This is a genomic window from Lysinibacillus sp. UBA6686 (genome assembly GCF_002455205.1).
GTDB lineage: Bacteria > Bacillota > Bacilli > Bacillales_A > Planococcaceae > Lysinibacillus > Lysinibacillus pakistanensis.
This window is the reverse complement of the sequence record NZ_DKJS01000011.1, coordinates 13,370-33,529: the sequence shown is the minus strand read 5'-3', so window position 1 is coordinate 33,529 and position 20,160 is coordinate 13,370. Positions and strand designations below refer to the sequence as shown.

The window sequence follows — 20,160 nt, the reverse complement described above, 5'->3', positions numbered from 1 at the left end:
GCTAAAAGCAGTATGACAAAATTTCTGTCATACTGCTTTTGTATTATTTATTGCTATCCTTCACTAGCTTTTGAAATTCTTCTTCTATCAGCTCAACATCAAGACGTTCAAACAATGGTGCCACTTCGCTAATGGATGCTGGAAGCTCTACTTGCTCATGCCACATTAGCTCATGTTTGCCTACCATTTTTCTTACCTTTTCAGCCGAAAATGGTAAAAATGGATGTAGTAGCTGTCCAAGATTCACAATCATATAGACACATGTTGCCATTGTTTGATTTCCTGCTTCTACATTCTCTTTCACCTGAAGCCATGGCTGTTGCTCATCAAAATAGCGATTGGCTGCACGAATATATTCGAAAATAGCCTCTAATGCTTGTTTGAAATGCCCTGCCTCAATAAGATTTCCCACTACATTAAACAATTGAATCGTGTGCTTACGAATGTTGCCATCTACCTCAGCTTGTGGTACCTGTCCTTCAAAGGATTTTTCAATAAACTTCAATGTACGATTAACAAAATTGCCATATGCACCAAGTAACTCCCCATTATGGCTATAAATAAATTCTCGCCAGGAGAAATCTGTATCACGATTTTCTGGCGCATTCATTGTTAAAAAATATCGAATTGAATCCGCATCATATCGACCTAAGATATATGGCACCCATACGGCCCAGTTTTGACTGGTTGATAATTTTCGCTTTTCTAGTGTCAAATATTCGTTCGATACAATATGTGTTGGTAATGCCTTTGCCCCTATCCCCATTAAAATGGCTGGCCATATAACGGTATGGAATGGGATATTATCCTTACCATGTACATAATACGAAACTGTCTCTTCATTCCATAAATCCTCAATAGCTATTTGATGCTGCCTTGCCCATTCGATGCTTGCAGTTAAATAACCTGCAACCGCTTCAATCCATACATATATTTTTTTACCTTCAAAGCCTGGAACTGGAACAGCAATACCATTTGGTAAATCTCTCGTTACTGCACGGTCCGGTACTCCTTCTGCCAAGTAGCGCTCTGTTAATCCCAGTGCATTATCACGCCAGCGTTTTTCGACCTTTGCCTGTGCTAGATATGTGTCCAATCTTCCCTGAAATTGACTAAAGGCAAAATAAAAATGCTCCGTTTCTCTAATAATTGGCTCATTGCCGCAAATTTTACAGCGTTTATCGATTAAATCGAGTGGATCTAAAATTGTGGAACAATTATCGCACTGATCACCACGTGCCTTTGCACCGCAGTTTGGACAAACTCCCTCTACAAACCGGTCCGGCAAAAACTGTTGATCTGTTTCACAATAAGCTTGCTCAATTTTCTTTTTATATAAAAAATTATTCGCAAGTAGTTGTAAAAAAATCGTTTGCACAGATTCATGATGGTGCTGCGCATCTGTTCTCGTATACAAATCATAAGTAAATCCTAAATCATTAAAGCATTGAGTAAATTCCTCATGATAATGATTAGCAATAGCCTCAGTAGTTGTGTTCTCCTGTGCGGCGCGAATAGAAATCGGTGTGCCATTACAATCACTCCCTGACACATATAAAACCCTTTCGCCCTTTTGACGGTAATATCTAGCCAAAATATCACCTGGTAATAGTGCAGCAACATGTCCTAAATGCAAAGAACCATTTGCATATGGCCAAGCGCCTCCAATAACAATTGTCATTCTAATTGCTCCCCTCGCATCAATAAAAATGGATAAAAAAAATCGCCCTAATCAAAACCGATTAGGACGAGTATACCCGTGTTACCACCTATATTTACAAATAGTTCACACTATTTGCCTCTATCAGTACGTCTATCTATATGAGAGATACTGTTGCTGTTGTAACGAGTGCCTATCTCGTCGTAATCTACTTGCTTAATGCTTTCGGTACGAGGCTCAAAGGTCATTTTCAAAAGGGTTCATTTACCTCATTTCCACCAACAGAGGCTCTCTATAAAATGTTAATCCTATTTACTTTTCCTTCTCAACGCTTTTCTATTAGGTTGGCACCATTTTACGCTTTCTTCGCCTGAAATGCAATCTTTGTCGATAAATGATTAAAAGCTTTCGGTAAATCGTCTGTTTTTCTCGATAAAATGAAAATATTGGGCGATAAAAAATTAATGCTTAAGCCAATTGAACTTGTAATAAATCTTTTAGATCATCAATGACAATATCCGCCCTTTGTAGCTCTGTTTCCTGTGCGAAATCAAAACGTACCCCGATTGAGAGAAGCTGATTATCATGGGCAGCCTGAATATCAGAAGAACGATCACCGACAACGGCTCCTTGCTGAATGCCATTTTCTACAATCACTTTTCTTACTAAATCTGATTTATGACCACTTGCAATAGACTGAATGCTGTATGTACCTTTGATAAAACGCTCCAATTGATAGGTATCCACTATTGCTTGTAAGTATTCCTTCTGTCCATTGCTGGCAATGAATAGCTTATAGCGCTCTGCCAAAGCAGCAAGTGTTTGCTCTGCATTTGGATAAAGTGCGCCCTTACCATTCCTTATTTGCTCAATCAACTTGACATGGAATAATGAATTGCTCTCTTCACGTATTCCTAAAGAGTGCATTGGACATAGTGTTTCCCAAACAACAGGTAGTGGCACTCCCATAATTTCTCGATATTTTTCGATTGGTGTATCCTCCTGCCAAAGTCCCTTATCTCGTAGCACATCAAATGTCGTAGCAAGTGCAGGCTCTAAAATTAGATTGGTTTGAAACAAGGTTCCGTCCATATCAAAAATAATAGCTTTTGTCATCAAGCCACCCCCTATTCTATTATGAACGTTTTCTCCTCTTATATTGTTTCGCTTATAGCGAGGATCATTTTCACGCATGAAAGCAAGCAACTGCTCAAATACTTCATCATTCCTCCTTCTGGCTATACTTTAAAGTCGTTTGAGGAAAACATTGCAAAAAAATAGATGCCCTCTTCTTACAGAGGGACACCCATTTAATCAAAAAATTCCATATGCAGCTTTTCCATCTTATAGTAGTTCAATCGATCCTGTAATGTTCCTGTATGAAATTCAAATTTATGACCGTCTGGATCTGTGAAATAAATTGACTTTTTGTCTCTGATATCTCTTTCTCTTCCCTGTAAAATATTCACCTGATTGCTGACAAGCTTTTCATACATTTTTTCAAAATCAGCCTCATCAATAGTGAAGGCCCAATGCGTATAGGATTGATGTATTTCCCGACGTGGTATATCTTTTTCTACATTCAGAGCAAGCCATAGCCCATTTAAATCAAAATAAGCAGTGCTTTTTCCTTTAACTAATAACTTAGCATCGAAAATAGTTTCATAGAACGCGATTGATTGTTCTAAATTCGACACAGAAAATAATAAGTGATTAATACCCTGTATCGTCATATCTAAACCTCTCTTCCATGGTTGACAAAAAAGCTTTGCACAATAGCAAATATGTACGTACTCTCCTCATCAGTTGTATGCAGTTTTCTTTCTAAGCCTTTGCGTGTACAGTGCCTATCACCTTACCTGCTTCATCTATAACCGGAAAAGCATACTTTGCGCTCTTTAATCAAAAAGCTTTATCAGCAGTGACTTTTTTTGCACATCCAAATAATACTGTACCAATAATAGTAATGATGACTGTCCCTCGAATCCATTTCTTCTTACCCAACCTTTTTCCCTCCTAAAAAGCAGAACACAGGTATCTCAAAAACTATCTGTGTTCCTTAAAACTCATTTCTTTTTTCCCTTTTTTAATCCCTTCGCAATTTGCTTCCATTTTCGTTGCTCATTAAGCCTTGCCTGTGTATTTGTCTTGCGCTCTATAAAGGCTAGCTCCTTTTGCAATTTAAAGTAGCTTTGAAGTCGTGATTCCTCAAGCTCCCCATCTGCTATTGCTTGCTGTACAGCACAATGTGGTTCCTTTTGATGTGTACAATCTCGATAATGACAAACCCCTGAAAGCTGTTCTATATCCTGAAAACTAGAAGCAAGACTATCTCCTTGATCCCATAATTGTAGTTCACGCATTCCTGGTGTATCAATTAAACACCCACCTCCAGGTAGTACCACTAACTCACGATGTGTTGTCGTATGGCGCCCTTTAGCATCATCCTCACGAATGTCAGATACTTTCATAAGCTCTTCGCCACTCAGCATATTTGTCAGTGTAGATTTTCCTGCACCTGAAGAACCAAGCAATGCTCCTGTCACACCATCTGTAAATAATGCACGAATATCCACTAACCCTTCACCTGAATAGGCACTTGTTACAAAAATATCTACACCAAACGCTACAGATTCAACATCTCTTACCTTATCTGAAATATCAGCACATAAATCAGCCTTTGTTAGTACTATAATCGGTTTTGCCCCTGAATCCCAAGCTGCTATTAAATAGCGCTCTAAACGTCGAATATTAAAATCTGCATTTAAGCTCATAACTAGCAGTACAATATCTACATTGGATGCTACAATCTGTTCCTGTATTTCCTGCCCAGCCACCTTACGTGAAAAAACTGATTTTCGTTTAAATAGTTGATGAATAATAGCCTTTTCTTCACCAGGCATTTTTTCTACTAGTACCCAGTCGCCCACTGCTGGAAAATCCTCGCGTGCTAATGAGGTATAAGCAAAATGCCCTGCAACTGTTGCTAGCCACTCACCTTCTTCTGTTAATACACGATATGAATGCTTATGCTCTAATGTAACCCTTGCTGGTACACAATTCACTAGCTTAGTCTGCTTCTTATATTCAATCATTTGCTCTTCAAAATATGTGTTAAAACCTAATGCTGTTAAATTCAATTTAGTTTCCTCCTAAAAGTGCATATCAATTTCACCTTGGCATATCCGGATTTTAAAAATCCATGACATCCGCCGAATAAAGATAAAAAACCTTGTATCTGCGCAATTCGGCAGTTACAAGGTTTCACAGGCACGTTTAAGAGAATACACAAATTGAATTATTGAACTTAAGTCAAATTGTATATTTTAGGCGTGTGAAATTGAACAAACCGAATTGCAGTTCGCTAAAAATAGATTTATTCATCATGTCACATCACCTACTTCCAATTATTTGTTTTTAATATAGCGAAATCTTTCGAAAATGTCAAATGCAATCTAATAAGCATGTATCCCCTTGCTCCTTGCATACAATGAACAAACCACTATTAACAAAGGAGATGTTGAATTGCCAAAAATCATTTCTATCAGTACATATCAACCACCGTACACATTACAGCAAGCAAACGCAGAGGAATTAACGAAGGAACTTTTTCACACAAAAATCCCAAAATTAGAAAGATATTTAAAAGTATTTGAGAATGGTGGTATTGCAACTCGTCATTTTTGTGTACCGCCAGAATGGCATCGTATCGATCATTCCTTTAAAGAACGCAACGATTTATATATTAAGCTAGCAACACAATACAGTGTGGCTGTTATTCAAGCATGCTTACAAAATGAGAAATTTTTAAAAATGCCCATTTCGCCAAAGGACATTGATGCCATCATTTTCGTAAGTAGTACAGGCATTTCAACACCAAGTATTGATGCACGAGTGATGAATCAACTTCCGTTTTCAGACAAAGTTAAACGTATACCACTTTGGGGACTGGGCTGTGCTGGTGGTGCTGCTGGTATTAGTAGAGCTTATGATTTTTGTCTTGCTCATCCAGAAGCAAAAGTTCTTGTTGTTTGTGCGGAGCTTTGCAGTTTAACCTTCCAGCCAAATGACTTTTCAAAAAGTAATTTAGTCGGTGCCTCTCTTTTTGCAGATGGTGTAGCATGTATCCTTGTCTGTGGAGAGGAAGCGAAAATTGAGACAAGAATGCCAACACCGGCTATCATAGCAACCGGCTCCAAATGGATGCCAGATTCAGAGAATGTAATGGGCTGGGATATTAAAAACAATGGCCTACATGTTGTTTTTCAAAAAAGTATCCCCGCTATTATCACTAATTGGCTTGGTCCATTCATTGAGCAATTTTTAATGGAACAGGAGCTTTATAGTGAACAGCTTCATCACTTCATTGCACATCCTGGTGGTAAAAAAGTTTTAAAGGCTTATGAAGATACACTTTATTTAGCACCCCAAAAAAACGACATTTCTCGGGAAATATTAAAAAATCATGGAAATATGTCATCTCCTACAGTGCTATATGTATTAGAGCAATTTATGTTAAATGAAGGACAAGTGGAGGATACTGGTTTGCTCGTCGCTCTCGGCCCTGGCTTCTGTGCTGAAGCTGTATTACTTAAATGGAGGGAGTAGCATGATCTTCTATATTATACTGGTTATTGTAATTCTACAAAGATTGACAGAGATTTTTATTGCCAAGCGCAATGAAAAATGGATGCTGTCACAAGGTGCATACGAAGTCGGTGCATCTCATTATCCCTATATGGTTACAATGCACATCAGTTTTTTCTTATTTTTAATAGTAGAAGTCGTTACTAATAATAGTGATATATCGCCCTTATTCCCATTATTTTTCTTATTATTTATTGCTGTGCAGGCATTACGCATTTGGTGTATTCGTTCACTAGGTACTTTTTGGAACACAAAAATTCTCATTCTCCCTGATGCTCAAGTTGTACGTAAAGGGCCCTATACCTTTATGCGTCACCCAAATTACGCAGTCGTTTGCTTAGAGATTCTGCTACTACCTATTATGTTTCAGGCCTATTTTACAGCATTTTGTTTTACACTTTTAAATGTAACTATGCTATCAGTACGCATTCCCATTGAAGAAAAAGCATTAAGGGATGCAACAAATTATAATCGCGTATTTGATAAGAAGATTTCGGAGCCCTAACCGAAATCTTCTTTTTTGTTTATTGCCATTCCCAATTAAAGGGATCCTGTAAATTTTTCCACGGTTTATTATACTCGTCCACCGTTAATAAACAAGCATCTAACTCTGCAATAATCCCCTCTTGATCTAAATCGATCCCAATAATCACAAGCTGTGTCATACGATCACCAAACTCACCATCCCAATCCTCCAGAACCTCAGGACTTTGAGAGAATACATCCTGTTGCTGCTCCTTTGATAAAGCAGCTACCCAGTAGGAAACCGGTTCTATCTTTGCTGATGACCCTGCCTGTGACAGTAATAATGCTACATCTTGATGTCTAGCACTCCAAATAATTCCCTTTGCTCGTACAATCGATTCTGGCATATGATCACACCATTCGACAAAACGCACTGGATGAAAAGGCCTTCTACGATTATAGGTGAAAGAAGAAATACCGTATTCCTCTGTCTCGGGTGTATGATTTTCATGACCAAGCTCCAATTCCTTAAGCCACCCAGCAGATGCCGACACCCTCTCAAAATCAAAGCGTCCTGTATTGAGAATTTCTGCTGGCTCTATCACACCATTCACTGTCCGAATTAGCTTAGCTTCAGGCTGTAGAGCACGTAAAATGCACTCTAATCTTTCAAGCTCCATCTCTGATACCAAATCACATTTATTTAGAATAAGAACATCACAAAACTCAATTTGATCAATAAGCAAATCCGCCACATCTCGTTCATCTAATTCACCCACTGCCTCCTTTCGCTCCAAAAGGCTTTCTCCTGACTGAAAATCATGCCAGAAACGATTCGCATCCACAACAGTCACCATCGTGTCAAGCTGACAAAACTTCGTTAAATCAATACCAAGCTCCTCGTCCAAATAGCTGAAAGTTTGAGCGACAGGTATTGGTTCACTAATTCCTGTAGATTCAATTAAAATATAATCAATATTGCCGAGCTTTGCGAGACGCTCAACCTCCTGCAATAAATCTTCACGCAATGTACAGCATATACACCCATTGGATAGCTCTACAAATTTTTCCTCTGTACGTGAAATACCGCTTCCTTTTGCGATTAATTCTGCATCAATATTGATTTCACTCATATCATTCACGATAACGGCTACTCGCATATTTTTTTCATTTTGCAATACATGATTCATCATTGTCGTCTTTCCAGAACCTAAATATCCACTTAAAACAGTGACAGGGATTTTTTTTGTCATTTATACAACTCCTCAAATCGTAATTATTACTATTTACAATTTGTAATTAAACCATAGAGAAACAAAAATTGCAATGCTAAAAAATTCATTATTGACATATCTTCTAAAAAATAATAATGTATAAAGCGTAATTATTACGATTTAAAAAGGAGATTAATTTTATGCGTGTACAAATAACATTAGCGTGTACCGAAACCGGTGATAAAAACTATATCACTACAAAAAACAAACGAAATAATCCTGAAAGGTTGGAGCTTAGAAAATATTCACCTCGATTAAAAAGAGTGACATTGCATCGAGAAACAAAATAATATTCCCTAATAAATATAAAAGACTGTTTCAAAAGTTGTTCCTTACTTTTGAAACAGTCAAACATACCTATTAATGAATTAAATCCCCTCTCGTAATTTCTTTTACTTTTATTTCTGTAGCAAGCTCATTCAATTTCTGCTCTAGGTCATCAAGAATGCGTAATTTATGCTCCACCTGTTCTTCAAAATCAATAGATTGAGCCAATATCTTATTTACTTGAGTATCTAAATTTATAAGAGCATCATTCTTCACCTTCGTTCTTTCCTCTAGCAGATTAGTAGTCGAATTTTGTTTATTTAGATCCTCTAGTTTTTTTGATAATTTTTCCTCAATCTCTTTCATCAAATACTGGTTAAGATTTTCAGCATTAGCTTGCTCTAAACGTGAATTTTCAATTGCTTCCATGAGGTTTTCTATTTGTAGACTGATGCCTATTGCAAAATCACTCAGCTTATTTTCTAGCCCATTCACCGAATTAACAGACAGTAATTCATCTTGTGTGACTTTTACTTTTTCCATTAATAACTTATTTTCTGCACGTAGCTTCTTTTTTTCCTTTAATAAAGCTTCAATTGAGGATACTTGTTTTTTCTTATGCTTTTCTATTGTTTGAACATGATCATAGTAATTCTGTGTTGCTTTTTCAAAGTCTCTCTTCAGCTTTAATAGCTCCATCGAAAGCTCCTTTTTTTGATTTGTCAATTGGATATTTTCTCGTTCAAATCTTAGTACTAATGAATAATAATCACTATCTCTTAGTCTTTTAACCTCATTTTTATATTTCGCTAATTCAGCCCTTAAAAAAACAATCATTTGCTGGAGCTGGATGGGATCATTGTTTTTCACAATATCATTTTCCATAGTAAGCTCTCCTTTCACTGAAATTTCCCAAGCATACTCATAACCTCCTCAAATTGCTTCTTACTTTCTTCTATAACCTCATCAAGCTGTTTTACCAAATATTTGTCAAATTCATCATTATTAATTTCTTGTTTTTTTGGTTTTTCTCCAGATATTAAATAGGCAATAAGTAGATTTAACGTTCCTTTTTCAAGAAAAGCAAAGCTATTATTTTTGTCACTATTATAGTTAGAAAGATTTGCAAGTTGCTCCTTTATAAATTGTTGTGTGATATGCTCTATTTTTTCAAATTCACTCATTATTCTCCTCCTGTGTTTGGCTTATTCCATTAAGATTAATAGGATTTAAAACAACCACACCATCTTGTAACTGATCGCAATAGGTAAAACCCATAATACTTCCTGAATAAGATAAATTATGTGACCATTTAATTTGAAAATTAGTAAAAGATAATGTTTCATTTGGTTCTAATGTTGTTTTCCCTATAGGTCTAAGCCAAAATTCTTCTTTGCTCGCTGCATCATTGATTCGCTCCCAACTGCTATTTCCTTTTAAATTGGGAGCAAAATGTTCATAAACATACCTACCAGAAAAGGAGAATGGCGAGTCTTCGGGTAGCTTTATACACAAATAAGGATTGGTAATAGGCTGATTCCCTATATTACGAATATGATAGGAGCCCAAACATAGACTTTCCTGTTCAGTATCATAAGAAATATTGAATGAAGAAGTAAAATAACTTATGACATTGACAGGTTCAATAATTGTAAGCTTCTCAACCATTTTCCTAATTTCTTGAACATAATAAGTTGTCTGTTCTTTGAGCTCATTTATTTTTTCCTCCACCTGATTGGTACCAGTCATAATTTTTATCCTCCTGTGTTAAATATGTAATAAGCAATGTTACACCTCGGCGTAATGATATTCCGTTTTTTCGAGCTAGCGTTTTATATTGGTTTAGCAGATAGCAAACCAACATAAAAAAAGAGAGGTTTACCCTCTCTTCAAGATATGTGTTTTTCTTTTTTATTAGTACTATTACCCACCTGTTGGGAAAACAACAGGGCATTGCTGTGGACGAACTACACCCGGACATGTAAACGGTAATTCTGCTCTTGGCTCGCAGAAAGTCGCTAAGAATTCCACAGTAACTGGGAATGTAGATTGAATACTTTGGCAAACAGATACTGTAATAGTTAATGCAGAAAACGTAATTGTACCTGCAGCAGCTGTTAATGTTCCAGTTGTACACACGAAACAATCTAAATCTGTAAATAAAATTTCTACATCTGTACCTTTTGGCGCACATAATGTAACTTGTTCACAGCGAGAAAGTGGAATATTATTGCTTGTGAACATAGTGCCGTTCGGTAAACAAACAACTAACGTAAGAACAAAATTCTTTTGAATATTTAAATGTTGAAGACATACTGTTGAACCATCAATGGAGAATTGGCGATTCTCACGGTTCAAAATAACAATAGGGTTAGTTGCTGATGGAACTACCTTACATGTAACTACCGCACCTGTTAAATCAGTCGTTGGCGTTACTCCTGGAAAAGTAATTGGTCCAGTAGGGGAAAAATCAAATGACATTTCCTTTACAATCCAGTCAAATACCTTATCGACGTTTATACAAATTAGTTCCTGCGCCTGGGATGGCATATTCTCTAGCATCCTTTTGACACCTCCATAAAATTTTTATCTTTCGTTTGTAGCATATGTTTTTCAGCTATAAGTGTATGGGCTAAATAAATAGTTCGAGCTCATATTTAGCAAAAACTTGCGTATCCATACAAATTTTTTAATGCCCCACACTTCAGGGAGATATTAATTTGTTTTTTAGGACCGGTATATTTGTAACAGAAAGTAAATATTTTTAATAAAATATTAATGGACTGAAAGGGGTGAAATACATGGAAGATTCAAAATTGTACGCCACTCAAGACATTGAAAAATTGAAGGAAAAGATTGAAAACTATAGGGAAACGTTAACTTCATTAAAAATGGGGACTTCAATAGAGGATTACCTCTTTATGAAAAAGGAATTTGATGGATTAAAAACACAGATTGCACATTTTGAGGGACAAACAGAGACATTAGATGATAGGAAAAATTCGCAAATTAAAGGCTATGGGGAGCAAATAAAGCTACTCTCCACACAAATTGAGCTTTTAAATCAAACAATAGAAGAAATGAATCAAGAAATATTAGTCGTTTTAAAAAAGCTACTTACCATGGAAGTTAATAAAGCTCCAGCACCTACCACTACACCCAGTAGTGAAAGCCACTCTCCTTTGATAGCTAATGCTGCACAAAGACAGCCTAGAATGACAATGGCTCAGGATCAATCGACAATTCCCTCTCAACAACCTTCTTATAGGTTATTGCAAAATTTAGCAGGGAAAGCAACCAATAAGCAATTCGATTTGAACCCTAACATCCTATCTTCTGAAACTAAACATCAAAAGAGTATACCCGAAGAACGCCATTTTAATCAACACTATTTTCAATCAGTAAACACGCATCCGAGCCAAGGTCTTTATTGGAATACCAACACAGAATCGACCTTCCATTTTAAAAATGCTGCTGATGCAAAACAAATTCCGGTAAGCATTTATGATCCAACTACCATAAATTCTTCTATTATAGGGGAAACAAAACCTGAAATAATAAACGACTCTCCTGCCTTGAAAACACCTGAATTAGCGACTGAATTTAGTGTTCATGAAGAACCGCAAGAAGAAATTTTTGATCCTCCTAACGCTATAATTGAGGAACCTGTTATTCTTGATGTACTTCAAACAGGAAATGAGCCTATTATTCTCGATTTACCTAAAGCCGAGAATAAAGAGCCTGTTGTTCTTGATTCCTCTGAAGCTGTGAATAAAAGGCCTGTCATTCCTGATTCCTCTGAAACAGTGAATAAGAAACCTGTCGTTCTCGATTCTTCGGATACTGTGAATAAGGAGCCTGTCGTTCTCGATTCTTCGGATGCTATGAATAAGGAGCCTGTTATTCTCGATTCCCGGGATACTGTGAATAAGGAGCCTGTTGTTCTCGATTCCTCTGAGGTTGTGAATAAGGAGCCTTCTGTTCTCGATTCCTCGGATACTGTGAATAAAGAGCCTGTTGTTTTCGATTCCTTTGAAGCTATGAATAAGGAGCCTGTTGTTTTCGATTCCTCTGATGCTGTAAATGAGCCTGTCATTCTAACTACTTCTGAAGCGTTAAATGAGCAAAAGCCATCTACTTTAAAAAGTGACGAATCTGAAGCTATATCAGAAGAAACAATTGAAACCTATAGCAATAATCAAGAGGTAAACAAGCAACCTGAACAGGAAGAAAAAACTATGGACGAAGAGCATAAAAAAGAAAAAGGCTCATTATTTTTCAATTTCTTCCGAAAATGGAGTTAGTTTAAATGGTTTAAGAGTAGAACTGAAGATCCATTTAGCCTTGGCGTAATTGTAGCTGCCGCTGCGCTTTGCTTTCAATACAAGAAACATCTGCTGAATGAAAATAAATCGTCCAATAAGTATGAAAATACATATTGGACTTTTTTTATGTTTAACAGGCACATCAGATGATTCATACAGATTGAGCAAAGTCTCTCCTAAAGTTTAAACAATAAAGGCTTAAAATTAGATATTTGCCCTGACCCCACAAACATAGCTGAATAGAATAATGAAGAAAGGGGGTGTAAAAATGTGTATGAATTGTATGAATTCAACGTGCGGCGGCTGTGCAAATAAAAATAATCAGTGTAATGCGCTTGGTCCTTTTGAAGCTATAGAAGCTGCATGTATTACTACTCCACCAGCAACAGGCTCGATCATCCCATTCGCATCAGGAATAGTTCCTGTTGTTTTAACATCAGTTCTTGGTGGCGCTATCGGTACAGTTAGTCTTGTAGGATTCGGTACGTCTATTCCAGGGGTAACTCTTACTGGTACAAATATAGATTTAACAGCTGCTACAGGAACAGAAGCCTTTTCAGTTCCACGTGCTGGTACTATTACATCTATTTCTGCATCATTGTCTGCTACAGTTGCTGTAACCCTTACTGGAACAGCAACAGTCAGAGCACAAATTTACCGCGCGGTTGCGGGAAGTAATGTTTTCAGCCCTACAACAGCATTTGTTGATTTAGCACCAGCTCTGTCAACAATAGCAGTAGGTACTATTACGTTTGGTACTGCAAACGTTGTTCCAGTGCCAGTAGCTGCTGGTGATCGCTTATTAATGGTGTTCTCCATTACTTCTTCAGGGATTGTTGCAACTGTTACGGGTAACGCAAGTGCAGGAATCAATATTGTATAAAAAATTATGCTCGTAAGTCAGATATAAGCTACCTTACAGTGTTATTAGCCATGCAAAATATGATAATACCTTAAAAACAATTAAAAAAATAGGCGATTTTCTTCAAAACCGAGAAATCGCCTATTTTTCCAATTTAAATAGATTGCAATGATTATTTTGCCAAAGCATTTTGAATATGAGCAAGGTGATGCTTTCCATGCCAAGCATATAAAGCTATGGCTTTTTCAAGTGTCAGTAACCCTGAATCAGGATGGTTAAACGTTCTTTGCAGTTGCTCATTTGTTAGACTGGACAGTAAATAAACCCAGCGCTCATGTAAGCTTTCAATAAGTTTATGGGATGTCGCTACTGGAAGTTCTGAATCTGGGAGTTGAGCCCATTCCGCTTCGTTGTACGGCTTAATCGTCGGTACATCCTCTGTAAGTGCTAATTTAAAACGAATATAGCTATTCATATGACTATCAGCGATATGATGGACTAGCTGTGTTACAGTCCAGCCATTTTCTCGATAAGTTTTCGCTAATGCTTGCTCACTTGCTCCACTAAGTTCCTCCGCTAGCTGTCTAGGTAGCTGACGAATATCCTCAATCCAGTCCTTTACTTGCTGTATTGTCACTACTTCTGGAAATTGAAATTGCCCAATTGGATAGCGTAAATCGGTCATATAGGCTCTCCCCCGTTCTCTATTTTCTTACTTTTCATATTACCAATTTAATATTTTACGCGCTACCTGCATTATTTTTTCAGAATTAGTTTCTTTTTCATTTTTTGAACCTTATATATTCATTGTACTTTCAATCATAGATATTAATTTTGGAAATTCTTTATTGAAAAGAAATTCAATTCTATTTTCTTTAAATTTGTCATAGATCTTTTTATAATAAATTGAGATTTTGCCATGAATAAAAGGACTAATAATAATTTAAGCTTAGTTAATACCATTATAATAATCTTAATAATGAAAGGTACATTTTTCACCTTTGCTTCAAGATACATAGCTTCAATTTTTACTTAGCTTGCTCCAATTCCTCAGTTGGCTGCTAATTTCTAAGTAATCCCTCTTAAATGAAATGTTTCTTTCGCCTAAAAATAAAACCCTTATTTTGTAAGAATCCAAACTTACAAAATAAGGGTTTTAAAAATCCTATTGAGTTATATCATAAATTAACGTATCAAAATAACTACCGTTGATATAAAGTAATATTGCCCATAGTCCCGGCTCTGGAATCTTTACACTTGAAGGTGTATGGGCATCTGCACCATTGTTAGGTCCACCAAGACCCGTTGACCAGCCATTGATCAAAATTGGATGAACTGTTTTTGAATCTTTATGATAGCCGACTATCGTCAGCTCTGTGTCAAGGGTAGGCTCTATTCCCCAAAGATGCCACATCCATTTTTGGGTGCTTAGACTTGGCGCATCAGCACCAATGACGCCAGATTTATTGATATTCCCTACTATACTACCTCTATCACCAAATACTTCGGCATGTTTGTCCCAATTAATTGATGCAAAGTCACTTTCTTGTACAAAATCAGGTAAATCATCTGGTAGGACAATTGCTTTTTCCTTCATAACACAGCCTGCTAGACATAATAATACTGTAAACAAAAGGATACATCGCTTCATTACATCGCTCCTTTAAGATGGCTTTATCTATGTAACGAATTTTTTGCATACATTGTTACAGATTATTCCGAATATTATTCAATCGATTTCATTACAAACTCAGCTAACGATTTTAGAGGATGAGCAATTGTTAACCCTGACTCTTTTTCGAAAAGCTGGGCGGCCTCCACCATTGAAAGCTGTGCAACAGAAATTTGCCGTTGCGCTTCTTTTAAATGATTAAGAGCTTGAAGGATGGTTTTCTTATAGGCTTCCTGCTTTCCCTGCATAATCAGTTCAAAAGTATTGTCGATTACCTTTGCTGCAACTTCAATTTCTTTGTTATGTTGTATAGCATATTGCTGAAGCCTGCTCATTGTCCCCTCTACAGTCCCGGGATTCGTAAACAGGATTGTCTGAGGCTGCTCATTCCTACAAATAGCTTCAAAAAAAGGCTCGTCTATTTTCAAAATTGGAATGGAAAGCTTAATGGGTGCTTCCTCTAACAGAGCAATATAATTTGTACACGTTATTAAAATGGCATCTATCTGACAGTTCTCCATCCATTCAAGCTGTTCCTTCACCTTAAAAGCTAAACCGCTATTTCCATTTGAGGCTTGTAGGATAAGACCTGGATCTACAAAATGTACAAGCTCTATGTGATTAATATTAAAAAATGTTTGTTCAATATATGCTATGTTCGAATAATGTGCATGTAAGCAACCAAGCCTTTTCCTCAAATGTAGTCCCCCCTACTTAGTAAGCTGTTTCTCCATTGTTACTATAGAAAGAGAGAAGCCGTTTAGATTCTCGCTCTTCTCCTCTTTTGTAATAACATAACCTAATGAACGATATAACTCAATGTTTCGAGGGACAGACATACGAACCTTACATTTACTAATCGTTTTTCCATTAGCAAGTGCTTGGTGCTCAAGCTCTTTCAATAATGCTTTTGCCAAGCCTTGTCCTTGTTTTGATGGGATGACTGATAATCTAAAAAAATAAACACTGTGATCACTATATGTAAACCTTACCATAGCAACGGGCTGCTCATCGAGATAAGCAATAAAGGCATATTCTCCTCTTTCCATATCCTTTTTAATTGATTCAACCGTTTCATTAAGTGCACTTGAAGGCGGTGTTGCATGCTCATATTCTTTAAATGCCTGTAGCATTACATCATGAATAATAGGTGCATCTTTTAATTGTGCTAACATAATCACCATTTTTACCCGCACTCCTTTTTTGTTTTAATATACATTATAATGAATTTTTAAACAAATTTAAAGCGCATTATCAAAGATAATGCGCTTTGGTTATTTATTTTTATTCACAAAACGTATTGCTCTACTCATAATAGTTGGAACAATGGAAGCATGATTCTCCTCGAATCCCTCATAAAAGGAGGTATCCACAACATCCTGTAATTTATTAACAATTCGCTGTGCATCATCCACCATAAAGGTTTCAAGCTCACCTACTCCGATGAACAGCTTTGCCTTTATTTCCTGATTAAATGCTGATGCATAGCGTAATAGCTCATGCTCGTTCCACCAAATAGAAGGGCTAATAGCAATATAACGTTGATAACTGGACGATTGATGGAATAATTGCCACAGCACAAAATAGCCTGCCAGTGAATGCCCAAAAAGTGTTTGCTGCTCCTTATTTATAGGGAAGTTAGCCAGAATCTCTGGCTTTAATTCTTCTTCTAAAAATCTGCTAAAGTTCTCGGCTCCACCATGCCTTTCATAGCCTTTTCCTTTAAATCTTGCAGGATAAATATAGGTTTCGGCTTGTCCCGTAAAATCATAAAAACGTCGTTCCTGCATATCAGCTCCATGACCAATGCCAACAACGATTGCTGGTAATATACCTGTCTTAGGAGCATTCCGACTTTGCAGACGCACTGCCTCCTTGACAAGCTGGAAATAGGACGACCCATCTAATACATATAAAACAGGAAAGCCACCTTCTGGCGCCTCACACTGAGGTACATAGATGTTGATTGTGTACATATAATTCGTAAATTTGGAGGACATTTGCTCTGTTAAATAATCGGACGATTGTCTTTCAATCATCATTGATGAACCTCCTTCAACACATCATAGCCATAGCATACAGGTGTTTTTGTCACAGGATCTTCCATAATACGTGCATCAATATTAAATACCTGACGCATCACATCCACACACAATATCTCTTGTGGTGTTCCTGTTTTCATCACAACACCCTGACGCATTGCGATTAAATGGTCAGAATAACGTGCTGCATGATTAATGTCATGCAAGACCATCACAATTGTACAACGATGCTCTTCATTCAAGCTTTTCACAATTTCTAGCACCTCTAACTGGTGTGCCATATCCAAATAGGTCGTTGGCTCATCTAACAATAAAATATTTGTTTCCTGTGCAAGTGCCATTGCCAGCCATACACGCTGACGCTGACCTCCTGAAAGCTGTGCAAGGTCTCGATCGCGAAATTCTATTGTATTGGTAACGGTTAAGGCCCACTCAATCATTTCCTCGTCCTTTTTTGTTAAGCGATTGACATTATTCCGATGCGGATAGCGACCGTAGGCAATTAGTTCCTCTACCTTTAGCTGCCCAGGAGCAATAGGTGTTTGTGAAAGAATTGCTAGCTTTTTTGCGATGTCTTTTGTAGATAGATTTTGCATATTTTGGTCCTGCAAATAAACCGTACCCTGTTGTTTTTTCAATATTCGACCGATTGTTTTCAACAGTGTGGATTTTCCACAACCATTTGGTCCTATAATGGTTGTAACCTTGCCCTCCTCAATTGTTAAATTAAGACCTTCAAATACCCGAATCTGCTCATAGCCAGAAGATAAATTTTCCATTCTAAATGCAGTTTGCATTACTATTTCCCTCCTATGCCTTTGATTTCACTAATAAATATAAGAAATACGGAATTCCTATAATGGAAACAACAATACCAACTGCCAGCTCAGACGGTGCAAATACTGTTTTTCCAATAAAATCAGCTAAAATTAATAAGCTAGCGCCAATTAATGCACTTACTGGCATAACATAACGATGCTGAATGCCAACAAGCTGTTTCGCAATATGTGGTGCCATCAATCCAATAAAGCCAATACTACCTGACACCGATACACAGGCACTGACTAGACCAACACTTGCTAGAAGTAGCTTCATCTTCTCTTTTTCAACCGCTATCCCTAGACTAGTAATACTATCCTCTTCCAGCTGAAAATAATCGAGTAAATATGATTTACGATGCACATAAATACCTAATAGAATCAGCCATGGCAGCATCGTTACTACGAAAATCCAGTTAGCATTATAGATAGAGCCAGCCATCCAAACTGCTGCTGATTCATAATCTTGGGCACTCATTTTTAATGATAAAAATAACGATAAAGCTCCAAATCCACTATTAATAGCTATCCCAGTTAAAATTAAACGTTGCATATCTAAATGACCATTTTTTAGGGCAAAGGAAAAAATTAGAATAGCAGCTATTGCCCCTCCGACAAATCCAAATAGGGGCATCATTAATATAGATATCCAGCTACTCATATCTGCAGTCACTAAACGTAATTGAAAGAAAAACATAAATATAACAACAGCTGCTCCAGCTCCAGCATTGATTCCTAAAATGCCAGGATCTGCTAGACCATTGCGTGTAATACCTTGTAAAACAACCCCTGCCATACCTAAGCCAACACCAACAAGGGCAGCTATGACAATACGCGGTAAACGAAATTCAAAAATAACAAGATCGAATTTTGGATTAGGCTCAATACGCAGTAATGTTTTGATGACATCCATCACTGACATATCAAATACGCCATTTGTAATATGAAGATAGCTGGCACCCAAAATACATAAAATAAGTATTGAAGCGGTCATAACAAATACACTTGAGGCTTTTTTACGCACGCTTTTCACCCCCGTGTTTACGAACTAAATACAAGAAGAATGGAACCCCAACTAATGCTGTTAAAACACCAATTGGCGTTTCGAATGGGAAATTGACAAAACGACTTAGCACATCACAAAGTGCTAGGAAAAACGAGCCTATTACCGCCGCACAAGGAATAATAAAACGATAATCTACCCCAACAAGGAAGCGTGTAATATGCGGGATAACTAATCCAACAAAGGCAATCTTTCCGACAAGTGCAACTGCCGTACCTGTTAAACATACGACAGCTAGCATACTAATGATTTTCACCGCTGTTGTTTTTTGCCCAAGCCCAATGGCAATATCTTCACCCAAAGAAGTGATTGTAATAGCCTTCGCTGATAATAAGGCCAGGACTAAACCGATTAAACCAAATGGAATAGCTAACAGCAGCATATTCATATCCACCATATGTACCTTCGTGTTGTACCATACGCTTACGGTTTGAGATACTTGGAAATACATTGCAATGGCTGTGGCTATACTACTTAAAAATGTACCAATAACTGTACCAATAATTGCAAGACGTACAGGGGATAATCCATTACGAATTAATGAACCAAATCCAAAAACTATCCCAGCTCCTAATGCCGAACCAATCATAGAAAGCAGAATCATTTGGTAGTTAGGGAGACCTGGGAAAAATACAATAGCTAACGTAATTACAAATGCTGAGCCATCATTTACACCCATCAAGGAAGGTGATGCTAAATAATTTCGTGTAATCCCCTGCATAACGGCGCCAGCTACTGCTAAAAATGCGCCCACTAATAAAACTGCAGCGATCCTAGGAATACGACCAGTTCTAACAATTTGATGATCCACATTCGAGGGATCAAATGCAGAAATCGCCTGCCATATTGTGATGGCACTAATGTCCTTTGTTCCGTACATAACGGAGACTAATGCTATCATCCCAATTAAAAATGGAGAAGCTGCTACTATTGAAAATGCCATTATGTTTGTTTTTTTCAACTTCCACACCTTTTTCTATTTTTTTGCTCTTCACCATAACTTGTGGTTGACTTCCGCTCCGCCAGTGTGCTTTCCAGGGGGCGTCCGATGAGCCGCTTCACTCG

General features: G+C 37.2%; 22 protein-coding genes and 1 other annotated feature. Of the genes, 5 read left to right on the top strand and 17 right to left on the bottom strand.

Translation table 11 applies throughout. The features are described from left to right. Positions 1-43 precede the first annotated feature (43 nt). From metG to rsgA, 4 genes are all read right to left on the bottom strand, one after another. Positions 44-1,681, bottom strand: coding sequence for a methionine--tRNA ligase (gene metG / locus B2R82_RS03050; RefSeq protein ID WP_286923458.1), 1,638 nt, complete (start codon positions 1,679-1,681; stop codon positions 44-46). Positions 1,682-1,740: 59 nt separating this feature from the next. Beyond that, positions 1,741-1,998 (bottom strand) — a binding site (T-box leader). A gap of 130 nt (positions 1,999-2,128) precedes the next feature. Beyond that, positions 2,129-2,776, bottom strand: a complete 648-nt coding sequence (locus B2R82_RS03045; protein ID WP_286923457.1) for an HAD hydrolase-like protein — start codon at positions 2,774-2,776, stop codon at positions 2,129-2,131. 194 nt (positions 2,777-2,970) lie between these two features. Continuing rightward, positions 2,971-3,393: a FosM family fosfomycin resistance protein gene (gene fosM / locus B2R82_RS03040; RefSeq protein ID WP_286923456.1), complete on the bottom strand. Its 423-nt coding sequence runs from the start codon at positions 3,391-3,393 to the stop codon at positions 2,971-2,973. Positions 3,394-3,726: 333 nt separating this feature from the next. Beyond that, positions 3,727-4,800 carry a ribosome small subunit-dependent GTPase A gene (rsgA, locus tag B2R82_RS03035; RefSeq protein ID WP_286923455.1) on the bottom strand — a complete coding sequence of 358 codons (1,074 nt, stop codon included), beginning with the start codon at positions 4,798-4,800 and terminating at the stop codon, positions 3,727-3,729. Between the two features lie 385 nt (positions 4,801-5,185). Here rsgA and B2R82_RS03030 point away from each other — a divergent pair, with 385 nt between their 5' ends. Continuing rightward, a complete protein-coding gene (locus B2R82_RS03030; RefSeq protein ID WP_286923454.1) occupies positions 5,186-6,268 on the top strand; it encodes a type III polyketide synthase in 1,083 nt (360 codons plus the stop codon). Between the two features lies 1 nt (position 6,269). Then, positions 6,270-6,812 (top strand): isoprenylcysteine carboxyl methyltransferase family protein, encoded by a 543-nt coding sequence (locus B2R82_RS03025; RefSeq protein ID WP_286923453.1) that lies wholly within the window; start codon positions 6,270-6,272, stop codon positions 6,810-6,812. A gap of 19 nt (positions 6,813-6,831) precedes the next feature. Here B2R82_RS03025 and B2R82_RS03020 read toward each other — a convergent pair whose 3' ends face one another. Next, positions 6,832-8,025: a GTP-binding protein gene (locus B2R82_RS03020; RefSeq protein ID WP_286923452.1), complete on the bottom strand. Its 1,194-nt coding sequence runs from the start codon at positions 8,023-8,025 to the stop codon at positions 6,832-6,834. A gap of 161 nt (positions 8,026-8,186) precedes the next feature. On the opposite strand from B2R82_RS03020, the gene rpmG reads away from it, so the two are divergent. Further along, positions 8,187-8,336 carry a 50S ribosomal protein L33 gene (gene rpmG / locus B2R82_RS03015; RefSeq protein ID WP_286923451.1) on the top strand — a complete coding sequence of 50 codons (150 nt, stop codon included), beginning with the start codon at positions 8,187-8,189 and terminating at the stop codon, positions 8,334-8,336. Positions 8,337-8,406: 70 nt separating this feature from the next. Here rpmG and B2R82_RS03010 read toward each other — a convergent pair whose 3' ends face one another. From B2R82_RS03010 to B2R82_RS02995, 4 genes are all read right to left on the bottom strand, one after another. After that, positions 8,407-9,198, bottom strand: a complete 792-nt coding sequence (locus tag B2R82_RS03010; RefSeq protein WP_286923450.1) for a hypothetical protein — start codon at positions 9,196-9,198, stop codon at positions 8,407-8,409. A gap of 14 nt (positions 9,199-9,212) precedes the next feature. Beyond that, complete coding sequence (locus B2R82_RS03005) at positions 9,213-9,497, bottom strand: hypothetical protein (RefSeq protein WP_286923449.1); 285 nt, start codon at positions 9,495-9,497, stop codon at positions 9,213-9,215. Next, on the bottom strand, positions 9,490-10,062 hold the full coding sequence (locus B2R82_RS03000; protein ID WP_286923448.1) for a hypothetical protein: 573 nt from the start codon (positions 10,060-10,062) through the stop codon (positions 9,490-9,492). The genes B2R82_RS03005 and B2R82_RS03000 overlap by 8 nt, the downstream gene beginning before the upstream one ends. Positions 10,063-10,236: 174 nt before the next feature. Then, complete coding sequence (locus B2R82_RS02995; RefSeq protein WP_286923447.1) at positions 10,237-10,875, bottom strand: hypothetical protein; 639 nt, start codon at positions 10,873-10,875, stop codon at positions 10,237-10,239. Positions 10,876-11,114: 239 nt separating this feature from the next. Here B2R82_RS02995 and B2R82_RS02990 point away from each other — a divergent pair, with 239 nt between their 5' ends. Together B2R82_RS02990 and B2R82_RS02985 are read left to right on the top strand one after the other, a co-directional pair. Then, entirely contained in the window at positions 11,115-12,617 is a 1,503-nt protein-coding gene (locus tag B2R82_RS02990) for a hypothetical protein (RefSeq protein ID WP_286923446.1), read from the top strand. A 289-nt stretch (positions 12,618-12,906) separates the two neighbouring features. Beyond that, positions 12,907-13,521 (top strand): exosporium glycoprotein BclB-related protein, encoded by a 615-nt coding sequence (locus B2R82_RS02985; RefSeq protein WP_286923445.1) that lies wholly within the window; start codon positions 12,907-12,909, stop codon positions 13,519-13,521. Positions 13,522-13,672: 151 nt separating this feature from the next. Here the strand turns inward: B2R82_RS02985 and B2R82_RS02980 are convergent, their stop codons facing one another. From B2R82_RS02980 to B2R82_RS02945, 8 genes are all read right to left on the bottom strand, one after another. Beyond that, positions 13,673-14,185: a YfiT family bacillithiol transferase gene (locus B2R82_RS02980; protein ID WP_286923444.1), complete on the bottom strand. Its 513-nt coding sequence runs from the start codon at positions 14,183-14,185 to the stop codon at positions 13,673-13,675. 480 nt (positions 14,186-14,665) lie between these two features. Then, the gene (locus B2R82_RS02975) at positions 14,666-15,151 is read right to left on the bottom strand and encodes a hypothetical protein (protein ID WP_286923443.1); all 486 of its coding nucleotides are present in this window, start codon (positions 15,149-15,151) and stop codon (positions 14,666-14,668) included. A gap of 74 nt (positions 15,152-15,225) precedes the next feature. Further along, positions 15,226-15,870 (bottom strand): hypothetical protein, encoded by a 645-nt coding sequence (locus tag B2R82_RS02970; RefSeq protein ID WP_286923442.1) that lies wholly within the window; start codon positions 15,868-15,870, stop codon positions 15,226-15,228. A gap of 12 nt (positions 15,871-15,882) precedes the next feature. Continuing rightward, a complete protein-coding gene (locus tag B2R82_RS02965; protein ID WP_286923441.1) occupies positions 15,883-16,356 on the bottom strand; it encodes a GNAT family N-acetyltransferase in 474 nt (157 codons plus the stop codon). 90 nt (positions 16,357-16,446) lie between these two features. Beyond that, positions 16,447-17,211 (bottom strand): alpha/beta hydrolase, encoded by a 765-nt coding sequence (locus tag B2R82_RS02960; protein WP_286923487.1) that lies wholly within the window; start codon positions 17,209-17,211, stop codon positions 16,447-16,449. Continuing rightward, positions 17,211-18,011, bottom strand: a complete 801-nt coding sequence (locus B2R82_RS02955) for an ABC transporter ATP-binding protein (protein ID WP_286923440.1) — start codon at positions 18,009-18,011, stop codon at positions 17,211-17,213. The genes B2R82_RS02960 and B2R82_RS02955 overlap by 1 nt, the downstream gene beginning before the upstream one ends. 13 nt (positions 18,012-18,024) lie before the next feature. Further along, on the bottom strand, positions 18,025-19,056 hold the full coding sequence (locus tag B2R82_RS02950; RefSeq protein ID WP_286923439.1) for a FecCD family ABC transporter permease: 1,032 nt from the start codon (positions 19,054-19,056) through the stop codon (positions 18,025-18,027). Next, positions 19,049-20,038 (bottom strand): FecCD family ABC transporter permease, encoded by a 990-nt coding sequence (locus B2R82_RS02945; RefSeq protein WP_286923438.1) that lies wholly within the window; start codon positions 20,036-20,038, stop codon positions 19,049-19,051. The genes B2R82_RS02950 and B2R82_RS02945 overlap by 8 nt, the downstream gene beginning before the upstream one ends. Positions 20,039-20,160 lie beyond the last annotated feature (122 nt).